We start from the raw sequence: 14,682 nt of genomic DNA, 5'->3' as shown, positions 1-14,682 counted from the left end.
CTTCAAACACTTGACTCGCTGCGATCTCTCGTAGCGGGAGGCGAATCATACAGCGTTTAGAAGCGCTGTCAACCACCATCTCAACCGCTGTCGATCATTCGATCGTAGCCCTTACAACTTCGCCTTGACTATCTAACTCATTGAATCTCAAGGAGTTTTTCGTTCCGGCGTCGCTGGAAGTGGGGCGCATTATAAGGGGATTCAGAAGGGGGTCAAGGGTTAATTTCATTTATTTGAAATACTCCAGGCGAAGACCTTATCAAGGCCATCAGGTGCTCGCCATAACACTTTCAGCGCCTACGGCAGGCACATCACAAAGCCAATACCATCTCAAGACAGGCCCATAGCCGCCCTGACGCACCCGACAACCAAAAGCCAAAACCCAAAAACAAAACGGGGAGGCCTACCGGCCTCCCCGCTTCCATATAGCTACACCCGCCGACTATCACTCAGCCTTGAGGGTAACCCGGGCAAACGACTTCTTGCCCGCCTGGCACACATGCGTCGCACCCAGCGCAAACACGAAATCGCGATCAACCACCGCACCATCAACCTTGACCGCACCGCCGCTCAGCAAATCCCGCGCCTGCGCCGAGTTCTTCACCAGGCCAGCCCGGTTCAACACGGCAGCAATCGGCAGGTTTTCCGCCGCAGCCACTTCGACTTCCGGCAGGTCTTCCGGCAGCTCGCCTTCCTTCATACGGTTACCTGCGGCGCGGTGAGCATTGGCCGCAGCCTCTTCACCATGGAAGCGTGCAACGATCTCTTCAGCCAGCTTGATCTTGATGTCGCGAGGGTTGGCACCATTGGCAACATCGGCACGGAACTGCTCGATCTCTTCCATCGAACGGAAGCTCAGCAGCTCGAAGTAGCGCCACATCAGGGTATCCGGGATCGATACCAGCTTGCTGTACATCACCCCTGGTGCTTCCTGGATACCAACATAGTTACCCAGCGACTTGGACATCTTCTTCACGCCGTCGAGCCCTTCGAGCAGCGGCATGGTCACGATGTTCTGCGCTTCCTGGCCATAGGCACGCTGCAGCTCACGCCCCATCAGCAGATTGAACTTCTGATCGGTCCCCCCCAACTCGACATCCGCCTTGAGCGCCACCGAGTCATAGCCCTGCACCAGCGGGTAGAGGAACTCGTGGATCGCGATCGGCTGGTTGGTGGTGTAGCGCTTGTCGAAGTCATCACGCTCGAGCATGCGCGCCACGGTGTACTGCGACGCCAGGCGAATGAAGTCGGCCGGGGTCAGCTTGTCCATCCAGGTGGAGTTGAAGGCGACCTCGGTCTTGGCCGGGTCGAGGATCTTGAACACCTGCTGCTTGTAGGTCTCGGCGTTATCCAGCACCTGCTCGCGGGTCAGCGGCGGGCGCGTCGCGCTCTTGCCGCTCGGGTCGCCGATCATGCCGGTGAAGTCACCGATCAGGAAGATGACCTGGTGCCCCAGATCCTGGAACTGGCGCAGCTTGTTGATCAGCACCGTGTGCCCAAGGTGCAGGTCAGGCGCGGTCGGGTCGAAGCCGGCCTTGATGCGCAGAGGCTGGCCGCGCTTGAGCTTCTCCACCAGTTCCGACTCGACCAGTACTTCTTCCGCACCGCGCTTGATAAGCGCCAGCTGCTCTTCAACCGACTTCATAGACAAACCCGCAAGGCTCAGATTCAGGGGGAGCCAACCATACAAGATCGGCCGTCAATTACAAGTTTCGCAAAGGAATGTGACCCGAACGCAGGCTTGCGGCGTCTACGCGCCCTTGCGTGAAAATGGATTTGGTTATATTTTATACAGTTATTTCATCTTCATCATGTCATTCATCTTTTCCATTTCACTTTTTTCAAAGTCACCTTGCCCATGACCAACGAACCGCCTAAAGCGCCCCCGCTTTATCCGAAAAGCCATCTGTTGGCCGCCAGCGGCATCGCCGCCCTGCTCAGCCTGGCCCTGCTGGTGTTCCCCTCCAGCGAAGTGGAAGCCAAGAAAACCACCCTCAACCTCGAGCTGGAAAGCCCTGCCGAACAGTTGAAGGACGAATCCCGCGCTGCACCCCTGGTGCAGGCCGAAGGTGAGCAAGGCTCGCCATTCGCCCAGATCGAAGACGCCGCCCCCGAAACCCAGAAGGTCGAGCAGGAAGCCCCTGCCGCTGCACCGGTCGTCGAAGCCGCCAAGGCGCCCAGCCACCGCGAAGTCACCGTGGCCCGTGGCGATACCCTTTCGACCCTGTTCGCCAAGGTCGGCCTGCCGACCAATGCGGTGCACGACCTGCTGGCCAGCAACAAGCAGGCCAAGCAGTTCAGCCAGCTCAAGCATGGCCAGGTGCTGCAGTTCGAGCTCGACAAGGACGGCCAGCTGGCCAGCCTGCATAGCAAGGTCAGCAACCTCGAAACCATTCGCCTGACCAAGACCGACAAGGGCTATACCTTCAACCGCGAAATCAGCAAGCCGTTAGTACGTACCGCCTACGCCCACGGCGTGATCAAAAGTTCGCTGTCGGCCTCGGCCCAGCGCGCCGGTCTGTCCCACAGCATGACCATGGACATGGCCCGCGTGCTGGGTTACGACATCGATTTCGCCCAGGATATTCGCCCGGGCGATGAATTCGACGTGGTCTATGAGCAGAAGGTGATGGACGGCAAGGTCGTCGGTACCGGCAACATCCTGTCCGCGCGCTTCACCAACCGCGGCAAGACCTACACCGCCGTGCGTTATACCAACAAGCAGGGCAACACCAGCTACTACACCGCCGATGGCAACAGCCTGCGCAAGGCATTCATCCGTACCCCGGTCGATTTCGCCCGCATCAGCTCGCGTTTCTCCGCCGGCCGCAAGCACCCGATCCTGAACAAGATCCGTGCCCATAAAGGTGTCGACTACGCCGCCCCACGCGGCACGCCGATCAAGGCAGCCGGTGACGGCCGCATCGAGCTGGCCGGGCGCCGCGGTGGTTATGGCAACACAGTGATCATCCAGCACGGCAACCGCTACAAGACGCTGTACGGCCACATGCAGGGCTTTGCCAAGGGCATCAAGACCGGCAGCTCGGTCAAGCAGGGCCAGATCATCGGCTATATCGGCACTACCGGCCTGTCCACCGGCCCGCACTTGCACTACGAGTTCCAGGTCAACGGTGTGCACGTTGACCCGCTGAGCCAGAAGGTGCCGATGGCCGACCCGATCGCCAGAAACGAGCGTCAGCGTTTCCTGCAGCAGAGCCAGCCCCTGATCGCCCGCATGGATCAGGAAAAGGCCACCCTGCTCGCAGCGAACAAGCGCTAAGCCCATGGCGCTCTACCTGGGGGTGATGTCCGGCACCAGCCTCGATGGCCTGGACATTGCCCTGATCGATCAAGGCGAGCAGCTCGAACTGCTCGCCACCCATTACCTGCCCATGCCCGGCGACCTGCGCCGGGACCTGCTAAGCCTTTGCAGCAGCGGCCCTGACGAGATCGCCCGCGCCGCACTGGCAGAAAACCGCTGGGCCAGCCTGGCAGGCGAAGGCATCCGCCAGCTGCTGGCAAAGCAAGGGCTGCAGGCCGATGCCATTCGCGCCATCGGCAGCCACGGCCAGACCATCCGCCACGAACCCGCACGCGGTTTTACCGTGCAGATCGGCAACCCTGCGCTGTTGGCCGAGCTTACCGGCATCAGCGTGGTCGCTGACTTCCGCCGTCGCGATGTGGCGGCCGGTGGCCAAGGCGCGCCACTGGTGCCGGCCTTCCATGAAACCCTGTTCAGCCACCTCGGCCAGCGCCTGGCCATCCTCAACGTGGGCGGTTTCAGCAACCTCAGCCTGATCGAACACGACAAGCCAGTCCACGGCTTCGACTGCGGCCCGGGCAACGTGCTGCTGGACGCCTGGATCGAGCGCAAGCGCGGCCAGGCCTACGATGCGGATGGGGCCTGGGCTGCCTCGGGTGTGGTGCTGCCCGAATTGCTCAGCGCACTGCTAGCCGATCCGTTCTTCGCCGGTAGCGGCCCGAAGAGCACCGGCCGCGAAGTGTTCAACCTGGCTTGGCTGGATAGCCACCTGGCCCGCCTGCCCGCTTATCACGATGAGGATGTGCAGGCGACATTGCTGGAGCTGACCGCACGCAGCATCATCGACTCACTGCGCAATGCCCAGCAAGGCACCGAAGCCCTGCTGGTCTGCGGTGGCGGCGCGCGCAACGGCGCCCTCATGGCACGCCTCGGCCAGTTACTGCCCGACGCCCGTGTCGCCAGCACAGGCGCCCATGGTGTTGACCCGGACTGGGTCGAAGCCATGGCCTTCGCCTGGCTGGCCCACTGTTGCCTGGAAGGCATCGCCGCCAACCGCCCAAGCGTGACAGCGGCCAAGGGCCTGCGCGTACTCGGCGCAATCTACCCGGCCTGAGCACTACCCCGGAACGCAAAACGCCGCGCAATTGCGCGGCGTTTTCGTATGGCCAGGCCTCAGATCGAGAACGAGGAACCGCAGCCGCAGGTGGTAGCAGCATTCGGGTTCTTGATCACGAAGCGCGAACCTTCCAGGCCTTCCTGGTAATCCACTTCGGCGCCAGCCAGGTATTGGAAGCTCATCGGGTCAACCACTAGGGAAACACCCTCGCGCTCTACGATGGTATCGTCTTCGGCTACGTCTTCATCGAAGGTGAAGCCGTACTGGAAGCCCGAGCAGCCGCCACCGGTGACGAACACTCGCAGCTTCAGACGATCGTTGCCTTCCTCGGAAACCAGGTTCTTCACCTTTTGTGCAGCGCCGTGGGTGAATTCCAAAGCCGTGGGGGTGAAGGTTTCGACGCTCATGTTGATTCTCCCGGCGCGGTAGCCGCCATAAAACTCGATGACGCGCATTATCCGCTTTCCCGAGAAAATCGGTCAAGAATTGTGCGGCTTTAGTCGCGACATACAAAAAGGCCCGCACGACGCGGGCCTTTTAGAACGCTGGCTGCTTATGGCAGCAAGCCTGCGTGGGACAGGCCCATGCGCTCATCCAGGCCGAACAGGATGTTGAGGTTCTGCACCGCCTGGCCGGACGCGCCCTTGACCAGGTTGTCGATCACCGACAGCACCACCACCAGGTCGCCACCCTGCGGGCGATGAACGGCAATGCGGCAGACGTTGGCGCCGCGCACGCTGCGGGTCTCCGGATGGCTGCCAGCCGGCATGACGTCGACGAACGGTTCATCGGCGTAGCGCTTCTCGAACAGCGCCTGCAGGTCGACCGAGGTGTCGGCGACGGTAGCGTACAGGGTCGCGTGAATGCCACGGATCATCGGCGTCAGGTGCGGAACGAAGGTCAGGCCGATATCCTTGCCGGCGGCCAGGCGCAGCCCCTGGCTGATTTCCGGCAGGTGGCGATGACCCTTGACGGCGTAGGCCTTCATGCTTTCGCCAGCTTCGCAGAACAGCGAACCCACCGCCGCGCCACGGCCAGCGCCACTGACACCCGACTTGCAGTCGGCGATCAGGCGCGACGGGTCGGCCAGTCCAGCCTCCAGCAACGGCAGGAAGCCCAGCTGGGTGGCGGTCGGGTAGCAACCCGGCACTGCGATCAGGCGCGCTTGGCGAATCTTCTCGCGGTTGACTTCAGGCAGGCCGTACACCGCGTCCTTGAGCAGCTCTGGCGCACCGTGCGGCTGGCCGTACCACTTGCCCCACTCGGCGGCGTCCTGCAGGCGGAAGTCGGCCGACAGGTCGATCACCTTGGTACCGGCCGCCAGCAGCTCGCCGGCCAGGGCGTGGGCAACACCATGCGGGGTGGCGAAGAACACCACATCACAGGCGGCCAGGGTCTTGCTGTCCGGCACGCTGAATGCGAGCCCGTCATAGTGGCCGCGCAGGTTCGGGTACATGTCCGCCACTGCAACGCCTGCCTCGGAGCGCGAAGTGATGACCGCCACTTCAGCCTGTGGATGCTGTGCCAGCAGACGCAACAGTTCGACGCCGGTGTAACCCGTGCCGCCGACGATACCGACCTTGATCATAACGCTTGCCCCTTATCAACGAGCCGTCTGGAAAGCGCACGATAATAGGGGCGCAAGGCGCCTGTAACAACTCTCCGGGTGACCCTTCGGGCGCTTGACCACTACTATCTGACGACCGTGTATTACCTGAAGGAACTCCCCCATGCTTTACCTATGGATCAAAGCGCTGCATATCGTCAGCGTGGTCTGCTGGTTCGCAGGTCTTTTCTACCTGCCGCGGCTGTTCGTCTACCACGCCCAAAGCCAGGACAGCATCAGCCAGGAACGCTTCGTGACCATGGAGCGCAAGCTGTTTCGCGGCATCATGAACCCGGCGATGATCGCCACCTACGTGTTCGGCGCGTGGATGCTCTACCTCACGCCCGGCTGGCTCAGCCAGGGCTGGCTGCATGCCAAGCTGACCCTGGTCATCCTGCTGACTGTCTACCATCACATGTGCGGCGCACAGCGCAAACGCTTCGCCAGCGGCAGCAACACCCGCAGCCACGTCTACTACCGCTGGTTCAACGAAGTACCCGTGCTGTTCCTGCTGGGTATCGTAATTCTGGTGGTGGTCAAACCGTTCTGACATAGCCACCCGCTCAAGGAGCCTTGCCATGTCGCTACCTGCCTCCCTCGAACAACGCCTGCGCCTGCCTGTGGTTGCAGCACCGATGTTCCTGATCTCCAACCCCAGGCTGGTACTGGCCTGTTGCGCCAGCGGCGTGGTCGGCAGCTTCCCGGCCCTGAACCAGCGTGACAGCGCCGGCTTCAAGGCCTGGCTGGAGGAAATCGAGGCAGGCCTGGCACTGCTGCAGGCGCCAGCGCCTTACGCCGTCAACCTGATCGTCCACCCGACCAACCCGCGCCTGCAGGCCGACCTGGCCTTGTGCGTGGAACACCGCGTGCCGATCGTCATTACCAGCCTGGGCGCGGTCAAGGAACTGGTCGATGCCGTGCACGGTTACGGCGGCCTGGTGTTCCACGATGTCACCACCCGCCGCCACGCCGAGAAAGCCGCCGAAGCCGGTGTCGATGGCCTGATCGCCGTCGCCGCCGGCGCAGGCGGGCATGCCGGCACCTGGAGCCCGTTCGCCCTGGCCGCGGAAATTCGCCAGTTCTTCGACAAGACCCTGCTGCTGGCCGGCTGCCTCAACCACGGGCACGAGATTCTCGCCGCGCAAATGCTGGGCGCCGACCTTGCATACATGGGCACCCGCTTCATCGCCACGGCCGAAAGCCAGGCCCCGGGCGCCTACAAGCAGATGCTGCTCGATGCCCATGCCGCCGACATCATCCACACCCCGGCGGTGTCCGGCGTCCCTGCCAGCTTCTTGCGCCCGAGCCTGGAGCAGGCCGGCTACGACATGAACGCCCTCAAGGACGGCCACGAGCAAGGCAAGCTCAAACCGCTCGACGACGAAGCCAAGGCCTGGAAGACCGTGTGGTCGGCGGGCCAGGGGGTCGGCGGTATCGACGACCTGCCCAGCGCCAGCGCGCTGATCGGGCGGCTGCATGACGAGTACCGGAACGCTCTGGAACGCTGCCAGGCCCTGCGCGCGCGTACCTTGTAGCAAAAGGCAACACCTTGCCCGGCCAAGCTGTACACTAGGCGCCCTCTTCAGCCCCCAGGAGCCCTGCATGACCCGTTACGCCATGATCACTGGTGCTTCCAGCGGCCTGGGCCTGGCCCTGGCGGAAGCCCTGGCGCGGCGCGGGCGCAACCTGATCCTGGTGGCACGCCAGCGTGAAACGCTGGAGCCAGTGGCCATCGAGCTAACCCAACGCTTCGGTGTCGAGGTGTTGTTCCGTGCCTGCGACCTCAGCCAGCCGTTACGCCTTTCGGGCTTCGTGCTGGAACTGGAAGAAGGCGAGCGGCGCATCGACCTGCTGGTCAATTGTGCCGGCCTGCGCACCTACGGGCCATTCCTGGCCCATGAGTGGGCCGACGAGCAGGACCTGCTGGAAGTCAACGTGCTGGCCCTGAGCCGCCTGTGCCACGCCATCGGTAACCTGATGGCGGTGCAGGGTGGCGGGCAGATCCTCAATGTCGCCGGGCTTGCCGGGGTGGCGCCTGGCCCGTGGATGGCCACCTATGCCGCCAGCAAGGCCTATGTGCTGAGCTTTTCCCAGGCCTTGCGTGAAGAACTCAAGCGCACCGGCATCAAGGTCTCGGTACTGTGCCCCGGCCCGGTGCGCTCCTCGCGCCGGCGCATTCCACGGCTGGATGGCAAGCCGCGCTGCCTAAGCCCTGAGGAAGTGGCGCTGTACACTGTGCGCGCGCTGGACAAGAACCGCGCACTGATCCTGCCCGGCCGGCGCAACCGCTGGCTGGCGTTCGCCCCGCGCCTGCTGCCGCGCTGGCTGGTGCGCAAGCTGGCCGGGGCGATCCACCGCCGCTATTGCCCGGTCGGCATGGAATAGCCACTGGGCGAGTGGCGCCCGGCTGAGTACACTCGGCCCGACCCTCACCATGGAGCAAGTGCTGTGGACGATTTATTCATCAAGATCATCAACCGGGAAATCCCGGCGAAGATCATCTACGAGGACGACCAGGTTCTGGCGTTCCACGATATCGCCCCCCAGGCGCCGGTGCATTTTCTGGTCATTCCGAAAAAGCACATCCGCACCCTCAATGACTTGACCGAAGAAGACAAAGGCCTGGCTGGCCACATCTTGTTCACCGCCCAGCGCCTGGCCAAGGAACTTGGCTGCGAGGACGGCTTCCGCGTGGTCATGAACTGCAACGAGCAAGGCGGCCAGACCGTCTACCACATCCACATGCACGTGCTTGGCCAGCGCCAGATGCACTGGCCGCCGGGCTGATCCACGGCAAGCGACCCTGCCACTATTGCGGTAAACTGTCGGGCACATTCTTGCGGAGGTGCCCGATGGCTACCGAACGTCACTACTCGCCGCTTGACCGCTTGTTGCTGCAGGCCGATACCGCCATGCGCACCTTGCTGCCCTTCAGCGGCCAACCCGCCCGCCCGTCGCCGGCCATCGTACAGCCGGACGTCGACCTGGACGAGCAGCAGGCCCGCCATGTTGCCGGGCTGATGCGTATCAACCACACCGGTGAGGTCTGCGCCCAGGCGCTGTATCAGGGCCAGGCCCTGACCGCCAAGCTGCCTGAGGTACGCAAGGCCATGGAACACGCCGCCGAGGAAGAAGTGGACCACCTGGCCTGGTGCGAACAGCGTATTCGCCAGCTGAACAGCCACCCCAGCGTGCTCAACCCGTTGTTCTACGGCATGTCGTTCGGTATCGGCGCACTCGCCGGGCTGGTCAGCGACAAGGTCAGCCTGGGCTTCGTCGCCGCAACCGAGCACCAGGTGTGCAAGCACCTCGACGAACACCTTGAGCAAATCCCGCAGGAAGACGAAAAGTCCCGGGCCATCCTGGAACAGATGCGCGTCGATGAGGAACAGCACGCCGAGTCTGCACTGGAAGCCGGCGGTTATCGCTTCCCCGCCCCTGTCCGCTTTGGCATGAGCCTGTTGGCCAAGGTCATGACCAAGAGCACCTACCGTATCTGAAGGCATCACCATGACGGACCGTTTCGACGCCAAGGACCTGGCGCGCGCCGTGCAAGCCGGCATTCTCCAGCCGGGCCAGGACCAGGCCCTGCTGGCCTTCCTGCGCCAGCAACCGGCACAACGTGGCAGCTTCCAGCTGGCCCATGTCGCTTTTTACTTTGGCGCCCTGCTCATCATGGCCGCAATGGGCTGGTTGCTCACCGAAGCCTGGATGCGCATCGGCGACTGGGCGCTGCTGGTCATCGCCAGCCTCTATATCCTGTTGCTCACGCTGTTCGCCGTTAACCTGCAACGGCGCGCCCAACCCGTCGCGGCCGGGGTACTGGCGGCGGTAGCGGTCAGCATCGTGCCGCTGGCGGTATTCGCCATCGAACGGCTGGCCGGCTGGTGGCCGATGGATGATGCGCAGGCCAGCTATCACCAGTACTACACCTACGTGCAGGGCGGCTGGCTGGCAATGGAAGCGGCCACAGTACTCGCCGGGTTGTTGATGCTGAGGCTGATTCCCTACCCGTTCATCGTCATGCCGATTGCCGTGGCCTTGTGGTTCATGTCGATGGACCTGAGCGAATGGTTCTTCGGTTCGCCATTCAGCTGGGAGCAACGCCGCGAGGTTTCGTTGTGGTTCGGGCTGGGGATGCTGGCCGTGTTCGTCGCAGTGGATGGTCGCACCCGTGAAGACTACGCCCACTGGGGCTACCTGGCCGGGCTGGCGGCATTCTGGGGCGGGCTGACGCTTGTGGACAGCGGCAGCGAGTTGGGCAAGGCCCTGTACTGCCTGATCAATATTGCCCTGATGGGTATGGCAGTGCTGTTGCGCCGGCCGGTGTTCATGGTGTTCGGGGCGTTGGGCGTGGCAGCTTACCTGGGGTATCTGTCGTACGAGGTATTTGCCGAGTCGCTGCTGTTCCCGGTGGTGGTAACCCTGATCGGGCTGGGGGTTATCGGGTTGGGGCTGGTTTACCAGAAGCGGCGGGAGCGGTTGAGCCGGGTGCTGCGCGGTTGTTTGCCGGGATGGGTGCGGGCTGCACTGCCTGCACTTCGTAGCTGAAATTGTCGGGGCCGCTCCGCGCCCCATCGCCGGCAAGCCAGCTCCCACCGCGACCGCATTGACCTCAAGCCATGTGCTATTCCTGTGGGAGCTGGCTTGCCGGCGATGGGCTGCAACGCAGCCCCGAACATTTACTGTTCAACCCAGCTCTACAATCTCGTACCCGTGGGTAATCTCAACCCCGGCACGCTCGAGCATGATCGAGGCCGAGCAATACTTCTCCGCCGACAGCTCCACCGCACGCTTGACCTGAGCCTCTTTCAGCCCACGCCCCTTCACCACGAAGTTCATGTGGATCTTGGTAAACACCTTCGGGTCTTCGCTCGCACGCTCCGCCTCAAGGAACGCCTCGCAGCTTTCCACCGCCTGGCGCGATTTCTTCAGAATGCTGACCACGTCGAAGCTGCTGCAACCACCCAGGCCCAGCAACAGCATTTCCATCGGGCGCACACCCAGGTTGCGGCCGCCGGCCTCGGGCGGGCCGTCCATCACGACGACATGGCCGCTCCCCGATTCGCCGAGGAACATCGCCTCACCGGCCCACTGGATACGTGCCTTCATCTACCCGGACTCCTGATATTCGGAAAAGGGTGTCAGCTTAGACCTTGTGCGGCCGTGGGAAAAGTACGAGTCGTGTCGGTTTAGTACCGAAACATCCTGTAGTGTCTGATAAGCTGGCGCCAAATGACTGGCGCACTCCGCCAGCCAACCTTTATAAAAAGCCTATGCGTCGTATCGAACAGGATTTCGTGATGGTTGCCTCCGCCCTACCCGCAAAGATCAAGAACATCGACAGGCTGCTCGCGCACTGCCAGCGCCGCCGCTATACCGCCAAAAGCAACATCATGTGCGCCGGCGACCGGGCCGAGACACTGTCGTTCATCATCAACGGTTCGGTCACCATCCTCATCGAAGACGATGAAGGCCATGAAATGATCATCGCCTACCTCAACAATGGCGACTTCTTCGGCGAGCTGGGCCTGTTCGAACCGGCCGAGGGTGACCAGCAGCGCAGTGCCTGGGTGCGCGCCAAGACCGAATGCGAAGTAGCCGAAATAAGTTACGAAAAGTTTCGAGAACTGGCGCGCCAGGACCCGGAAATCCTGTACGCCCTGGGCAGCCAGATGGCCCAGCGCCTGCGCAACACCACGCGCAAGGTCGGCGACCTGGCGTTCTTCGACGTTACCGGGCGCGTCGCCCGTTGCCTGCTGGAGCTGTGCAAGCAACCCGACGCCATGACCCACCCCGACGGCATGCAGATCAAGATCACCCGTCAGGAAATCGGCCGTATCGTCGGTTGCTCCCGGGAAATGGTCGGCCGCGTCCTCAAGGACCTGGAAGAACGCAGCCTGGTGCAGGTCAAAGGCAAGACCATGGTGGTCTACGGTACCCGCTAGTCCCTCGGCAGGCCGGCCAGCACTTTGGCATAGGCCTGCGACAGGCGCTCGAACCAGGGCGCCGCGGGTGCCACTTCGTGCAGGGCAATATGCGCATCGGCGCGGCAGCGCTGCTCCAGTTCGCAGCACTCGTTGAAGCGGTTGACCGCTGCCACCATCGCCTCCCGCTCGTTATCCAGCAGCAGCGCCCCGTGCACCAGCACCACCGGGCGCTTGCCGCCCAGCCCCTGGCGCCAGCGTTGGGCAGTGCCCACCAGTTTGCGACCATTGAGGTTGACGTTGTAGCGGCCGTCGCAGAAGGCCCCGTCGATTTCGCCGACCGACGCCACCCCGCCCCACTCGCGCAGCACCTCGCACAGCGGCAGGCACAGCCGCTCGTAGGCGTTTTCGATACGGCCATGGTCACCTTCGCTGCGCGGGGCGACATAGACCAGGGCGACGTTCACGGTGGCGTGCGACTGTGGCACCGGCTCGCCGCCGGTTTCGCGCAGCAGCACCGGCCAGCCGGCAATCGCCAGCTCCGCGCAGGCGGCTTCGAAGTTGTCCACACGGCTCATGCGCCGGGGCATGACCAGGGCGTGGTCGGTCGGGCGCCAGAACAGCACGCCACTGTCGCGCTCGCCGCGGCAGACGGCGGCCAGCAGTTCCTGTTCGGCGTGCAGGCCTTGTTCGACGGTCAGGGCAAGGGGGTGATCGGTCATTGATCCACCTATGTTGTTATTGATGGCCTCTTCGCGGGCATGCCCGCTCCCACAAGTGCATCACAGGTGAAAAGGCGGTGACCATCCTGTAGGAGCGGGCGCGCCCGCGAAGGGGCCATGGCAGGCATATAAAAAAGCCGGCAACAACGCCGGCTTCGCTTGATCAGTCCAGTTGCTGAACAGTCTTCTTCACCTGGTCCGGGAAGAACAACCGTTGCAGTTCCAGCCCTGGCTGTTCGGCGCGCATGAACGCCTCACCCACCAGGAACGAATAGACCTCATTGATCGCCATCAGCTCCACATCGGCCCGGTTCAGGATGCCGCTCTCGGTAATCGCCAGGCGGTCACGCGGAATACGCGGCAGCAGATCGAGGGTGGTTTCCAGGCTGACCTCGAAGGTGTGCAGGTTGCGGTTGTTCACCCCCACCAGCGGTGTATCCAGGGTTTTCAAAGCGCGCTCCAGTTCATCGCCGTCATGCACTTCTACCAGCACGTCGAGACCGACATCCTTGGCCGTGGCCGCCAGTTCGGCCATTTTCACGTCATCCAGCGCCGACACGATCAGCAGCACACAGTCCGCACCAAGGGCCCGGGCTTCGACGATCTGGTACGGGTCGACCATGAAGTCCTTACGGATCACCGGCAGCGACACCGCGGCGCGGGCCTGCTGCAGGTACTCGTCGGCGCCCTGGAAGTAGTCCACGTCGGTCAGTACCGACAGGCAAGTCGCCCCGCCCTTCTCGTAGCTGACGGCGATTTCCGCCGGCACGAAGTTTTCGCGGATCACGCCCTTGCTTGGCGAAGCCTTCTTGATTTCGGCAATGACCGCCGGCTGCTTGCGCGCGGCTTGCTCGATCAGGGCTTTGGCAAAGCCACGCGGGGCGTCGGCAGCCTTGGCCAGGCCCTCCAGTTCGGCGAGGCTGACGCGCGCGCTGCGCTCGGCCACTTCCTGAAACTTGCGGGCAATGATCCTTTCCAGCACCGTCGGCACACTCATGCTTCGTTCTCCACCTTGAATACTGCAGTAAAGGCACCCAGCTCCTGCAGCTTCTCCCAGGCCAGCCCGGTGTGCAGTACGTCGTGGGCCAGTTCAACCCCGGCTTTCAGGCTCATGGCATGGTCGGCGGCATACAGCGCCGCGCCCGCATTGAGCACGATCATCTCGGCAGCCTTCTGGCCATTTTCGGTCTTGCGTCGGCCCAGCGCATCGCGGATCAGCTCCAGCGACGCCTGCGGGTTCTCGACGGCCAGACCGTGCAGGCTCTGGCTTTTCATGCCGAGGTCTTCCGGCTCAACCCAGTACTCGGTGATTTCGCCATGCTTCAATTCGGCGACGAAGGTAGGCGCGGCCAGGCTGAACTCGTCCAGGCCGTCCTTCGAGTGCACCACCAGCACGTGCTTGCTGCCCAGGCGCTGCAGTACTTCCGCCAACGGGCGGCACAGGGTCTGGGCGAATACACCGACCACCTGGTGCTTCACCCCGGCCGGATTCGTAAGCGGGCCGAGCATGTTGAACAGGGTACGCAGCCCCAGATCGCGACGCGGGCCTGCAGCGTGCTTCATGGCCGAGTGATGGCTTTGCGCGAACATGAAGCCGATGCCCAGGCTATCGATGCAACGGGCCACCTGGGTTGGCGTCAGGTTAAGGTAGATCCCGGCGGCTTCCAGCAGGTCGGCACTGCCGCTCTTGCCCGACACTGCGCGGTTGCCATGCTTGGCCACGGTGCAACCCGCCGCCGCCAGAACAAACGACGAGGCGGTCGACACGTTGAAGATGTTGGCACCATCACCGCCGGTACCGACGATATCGACCACGCCATCGAGACTTTGCAGTTCGACCTTGTCAGCCAGCTCGCGCATCACCGACACCGCACCGACAATCTCGTCGATGCTTTCGCTCTTCATGCGCATGCCCATCAGAAAAGCACCGATCTGCGCTTCGCTGCACTGGCCGGTCATGATCTGGCGCATGACGTCGCGCATTTCTTCGGTGGAAAGGTCCAGTTGGCCGACGATACGGCTCAACGCGCTCTTGATATCCATGTTCG

The 14,682-nt window shown here is 63.0% G+C and carries 16 protein-coding genes; 9 read left to right on the top strand and 7 right to left on the bottom strand.

The window, feature by feature from the left end; genetic code table 11:
* Window positions 1-445 precede the first annotated feature (445 nt).
* The gene (tyrS, locus tag CAF70_RS18290) at window positions 446-1,645 is read right to left on the bottom strand and encodes a tyrosine--tRNA ligase (protein ID WP_085626280.1); all 1,200 of its coding nucleotides are present in this window, start codon (window positions 1,643-1,645) and stop codon (window positions 446-448) included.
* 213 nt (window positions 1,646-1,858) lie between these two features.
* Here tyrS and CAF70_RS18285 point away from each other — a divergent pair, with 213 nt between their 5' ends.
* The gene (locus CAF70_RS18285) at window positions 1,859-3,280 is read left to right on the top strand and encodes a peptidoglycan DD-metalloendopeptidase family protein (protein WP_085626279.1); all 1,422 of its coding nucleotides are present in this window, start codon (window positions 1,859-1,861) and stop codon (window positions 3,278-3,280) included.
* A gap of 4 nt (window positions 3,281-3,284) precedes the next feature.
* Window positions 3,285-4,376: an anhydro-N-acetylmuramic acid kinase gene (locus CAF70_RS18280; RefSeq protein ID WP_085626278.1), complete on the top strand. Its 1,092-nt coding sequence runs from the start codon at window positions 3,285-3,287 to the stop codon at window positions 4,374-4,376.
* 59 nt (window positions 4,377-4,435) lie between these two features.
* Here the strand turns inward: CAF70_RS18280 and erpA are convergent, their stop codons facing one another.
* Both erpA and argC read right to left on the bottom strand, forming a co-directional pair.
* Window positions 4,436-4,786 carry an iron-sulfur cluster insertion protein ErpA gene (gene erpA / locus CAF70_RS18275; RefSeq protein ID WP_015268740.1) on the bottom strand — a complete coding sequence of 117 codons (351 nt, stop codon included), beginning with the start codon at window positions 4,784-4,786 and terminating at the stop codon, window positions 4,436-4,438.
* Window positions 4,787-4,932: 146 nt separating this feature from the next.
* Complete coding sequence (gene argC / locus CAF70_RS18270) at window positions 4,933-5,967, bottom strand: N-acetyl-gamma-glutamyl-phosphate reductase (protein WP_025337480.1); 1,035 nt, start codon at window positions 5,965-5,967, stop codon at window positions 4,933-4,935.
* 142 nt (window positions 5,968-6,109) lie between these two features.
* Between argC and hemJ the strand changes: the two genes are divergently transcribed.
* The 6 genes from hemJ to CAF70_RS18240 all read left to right on the top strand — a co-directional run bounded on the left by hemJ (window position 6,110) and on the right by CAF70_RS18240 (window position 10,536).
* The gene (gene hemJ, locus CAF70_RS18265) at window positions 6,110-6,535 is read left to right on the top strand and encodes a protoporphyrinogen oxidase HemJ (RefSeq protein ID WP_003258833.1); all 426 of its coding nucleotides are present in this window, start codon (window positions 6,110-6,112) and stop codon (window positions 6,533-6,535) included.
* Between the two features lie 28 nt (window positions 6,536-6,563).
* The gene (locus CAF70_RS18260; protein WP_085626277.1) at window positions 6,564-7,520 is read left to right on the top strand and encodes a nitronate monooxygenase family protein; all 957 of its coding nucleotides are present in this window, start codon (window positions 6,564-6,566) and stop codon (window positions 7,518-7,520) included.
* A 67-nt stretch (window positions 7,521-7,587) separates the two neighbouring features.
* On the top strand, window positions 7,588-8,370 hold the full coding sequence (locus CAF70_RS18255; RefSeq protein WP_085626276.1) for an SDR family oxidoreductase: 783 nt from the start codon (window positions 7,588-7,590) through the stop codon (window positions 8,368-8,370).
* Between the two features lie 63 nt (window positions 8,371-8,433).
* On the top strand, window positions 8,434-8,772 hold the full coding sequence (locus CAF70_RS18250) for a histidine triad nucleotide-binding protein (RefSeq protein ID WP_012316537.1): 339 nt from the start codon (window positions 8,434-8,436) through the stop codon (window positions 8,770-8,772).
* A gap of 65 nt (window positions 8,773-8,837) precedes the next feature.
* Window positions 8,838-9,485, top strand: coding sequence for a 2-polyprenyl-3-methyl-6-methoxy-1,4-benzoquinone monooxygenase (gene coq7, locus CAF70_RS18245; RefSeq protein ID WP_003258825.1), 648 nt, complete (start codon window positions 8,838-8,840; stop codon window positions 9,483-9,485).
* Window positions 9,486-9,495: 10 nt separating this feature from the next.
* Window positions 9,496-10,536, top strand: a complete 1,041-nt coding sequence (locus CAF70_RS18240; RefSeq protein WP_085626275.1) for a DUF2157 domain-containing protein — start codon at window positions 9,496-9,498, stop codon at window positions 10,534-10,536.
* Between the two features lie 138 nt (window positions 10,537-10,674).
* On the opposite strand, the gene CAF70_RS18235 is transcribed toward CAF70_RS18240, so the two are convergent.
* On the bottom strand, window positions 10,675-11,097 hold the full coding sequence (locus tag CAF70_RS18235) for an OsmC family protein (RefSeq protein ID WP_004376171.1): 423 nt from the start codon (window positions 11,095-11,097) through the stop codon (window positions 10,675-10,677).
* A 191-nt stretch (window positions 11,098-11,288) separates the two neighbouring features.
* Here CAF70_RS18235 and crp point away from each other — a divergent pair, with 191 nt between their 5' ends.
* Window positions 11,289-11,933, top strand: a complete 645-nt coding sequence (gene crp, locus CAF70_RS18230; RefSeq protein WP_085626281.1) for a cAMP-activated global transcriptional regulator CRP — start codon at window positions 11,289-11,291, stop codon at window positions 11,931-11,933.
* Here crp and CAF70_RS18225 read toward each other — a convergent pair.
* From CAF70_RS18225 to trpD, 3 genes are all read right to left on the bottom strand, one after another.
* A complete protein-coding gene (locus CAF70_RS18225; RefSeq protein WP_085626274.1) occupies window positions 11,930-12,634 on the bottom strand; it encodes a lipoate--protein ligase family protein in 705 nt (234 codons plus the stop codon). The two genes, crp and CAF70_RS18225, sit on opposite strands and share 4 nt — an antisense overlap.
* Window positions 12,635-12,797: 163 nt before the next feature.
* Complete coding sequence (gene trpC / locus CAF70_RS18220; RefSeq protein ID WP_085626273.1) at window positions 12,798-13,631, bottom strand: indole-3-glycerol phosphate synthase TrpC; 834 nt, start codon at window positions 13,629-13,631, stop codon at window positions 12,798-12,800.
* The gene (gene trpD, locus CAF70_RS18215) at window positions 13,628-14,677 is read right to left on the bottom strand and encodes an anthranilate phosphoribosyltransferase (RefSeq protein ID WP_085626272.1); all 1,050 of its coding nucleotides are present in this window, start codon (window positions 14,675-14,677) and stop codon (window positions 13,628-13,630) included. Before trpD ends, trpC begins: the two co-directional genes overlap by 4 nt.
* Between the last annotated feature and the right edge of the window lie 5 nt (window positions 14,678-14,682).

Origin of the sequence: Pseudomonas sp. B19(2017), assembly GCF_002113165.1 — a bacterium.
GTDB lineage: Bacteria > Pseudomonadota > Gammaproteobacteria > Pseudomonadales > Pseudomonadaceae > Aquipseudomonas.
The sequence above is the reverse complement of the archived record's forward strand: the minus strand, read 5'-3'. Positions and strand labels throughout refer to the sequence as shown.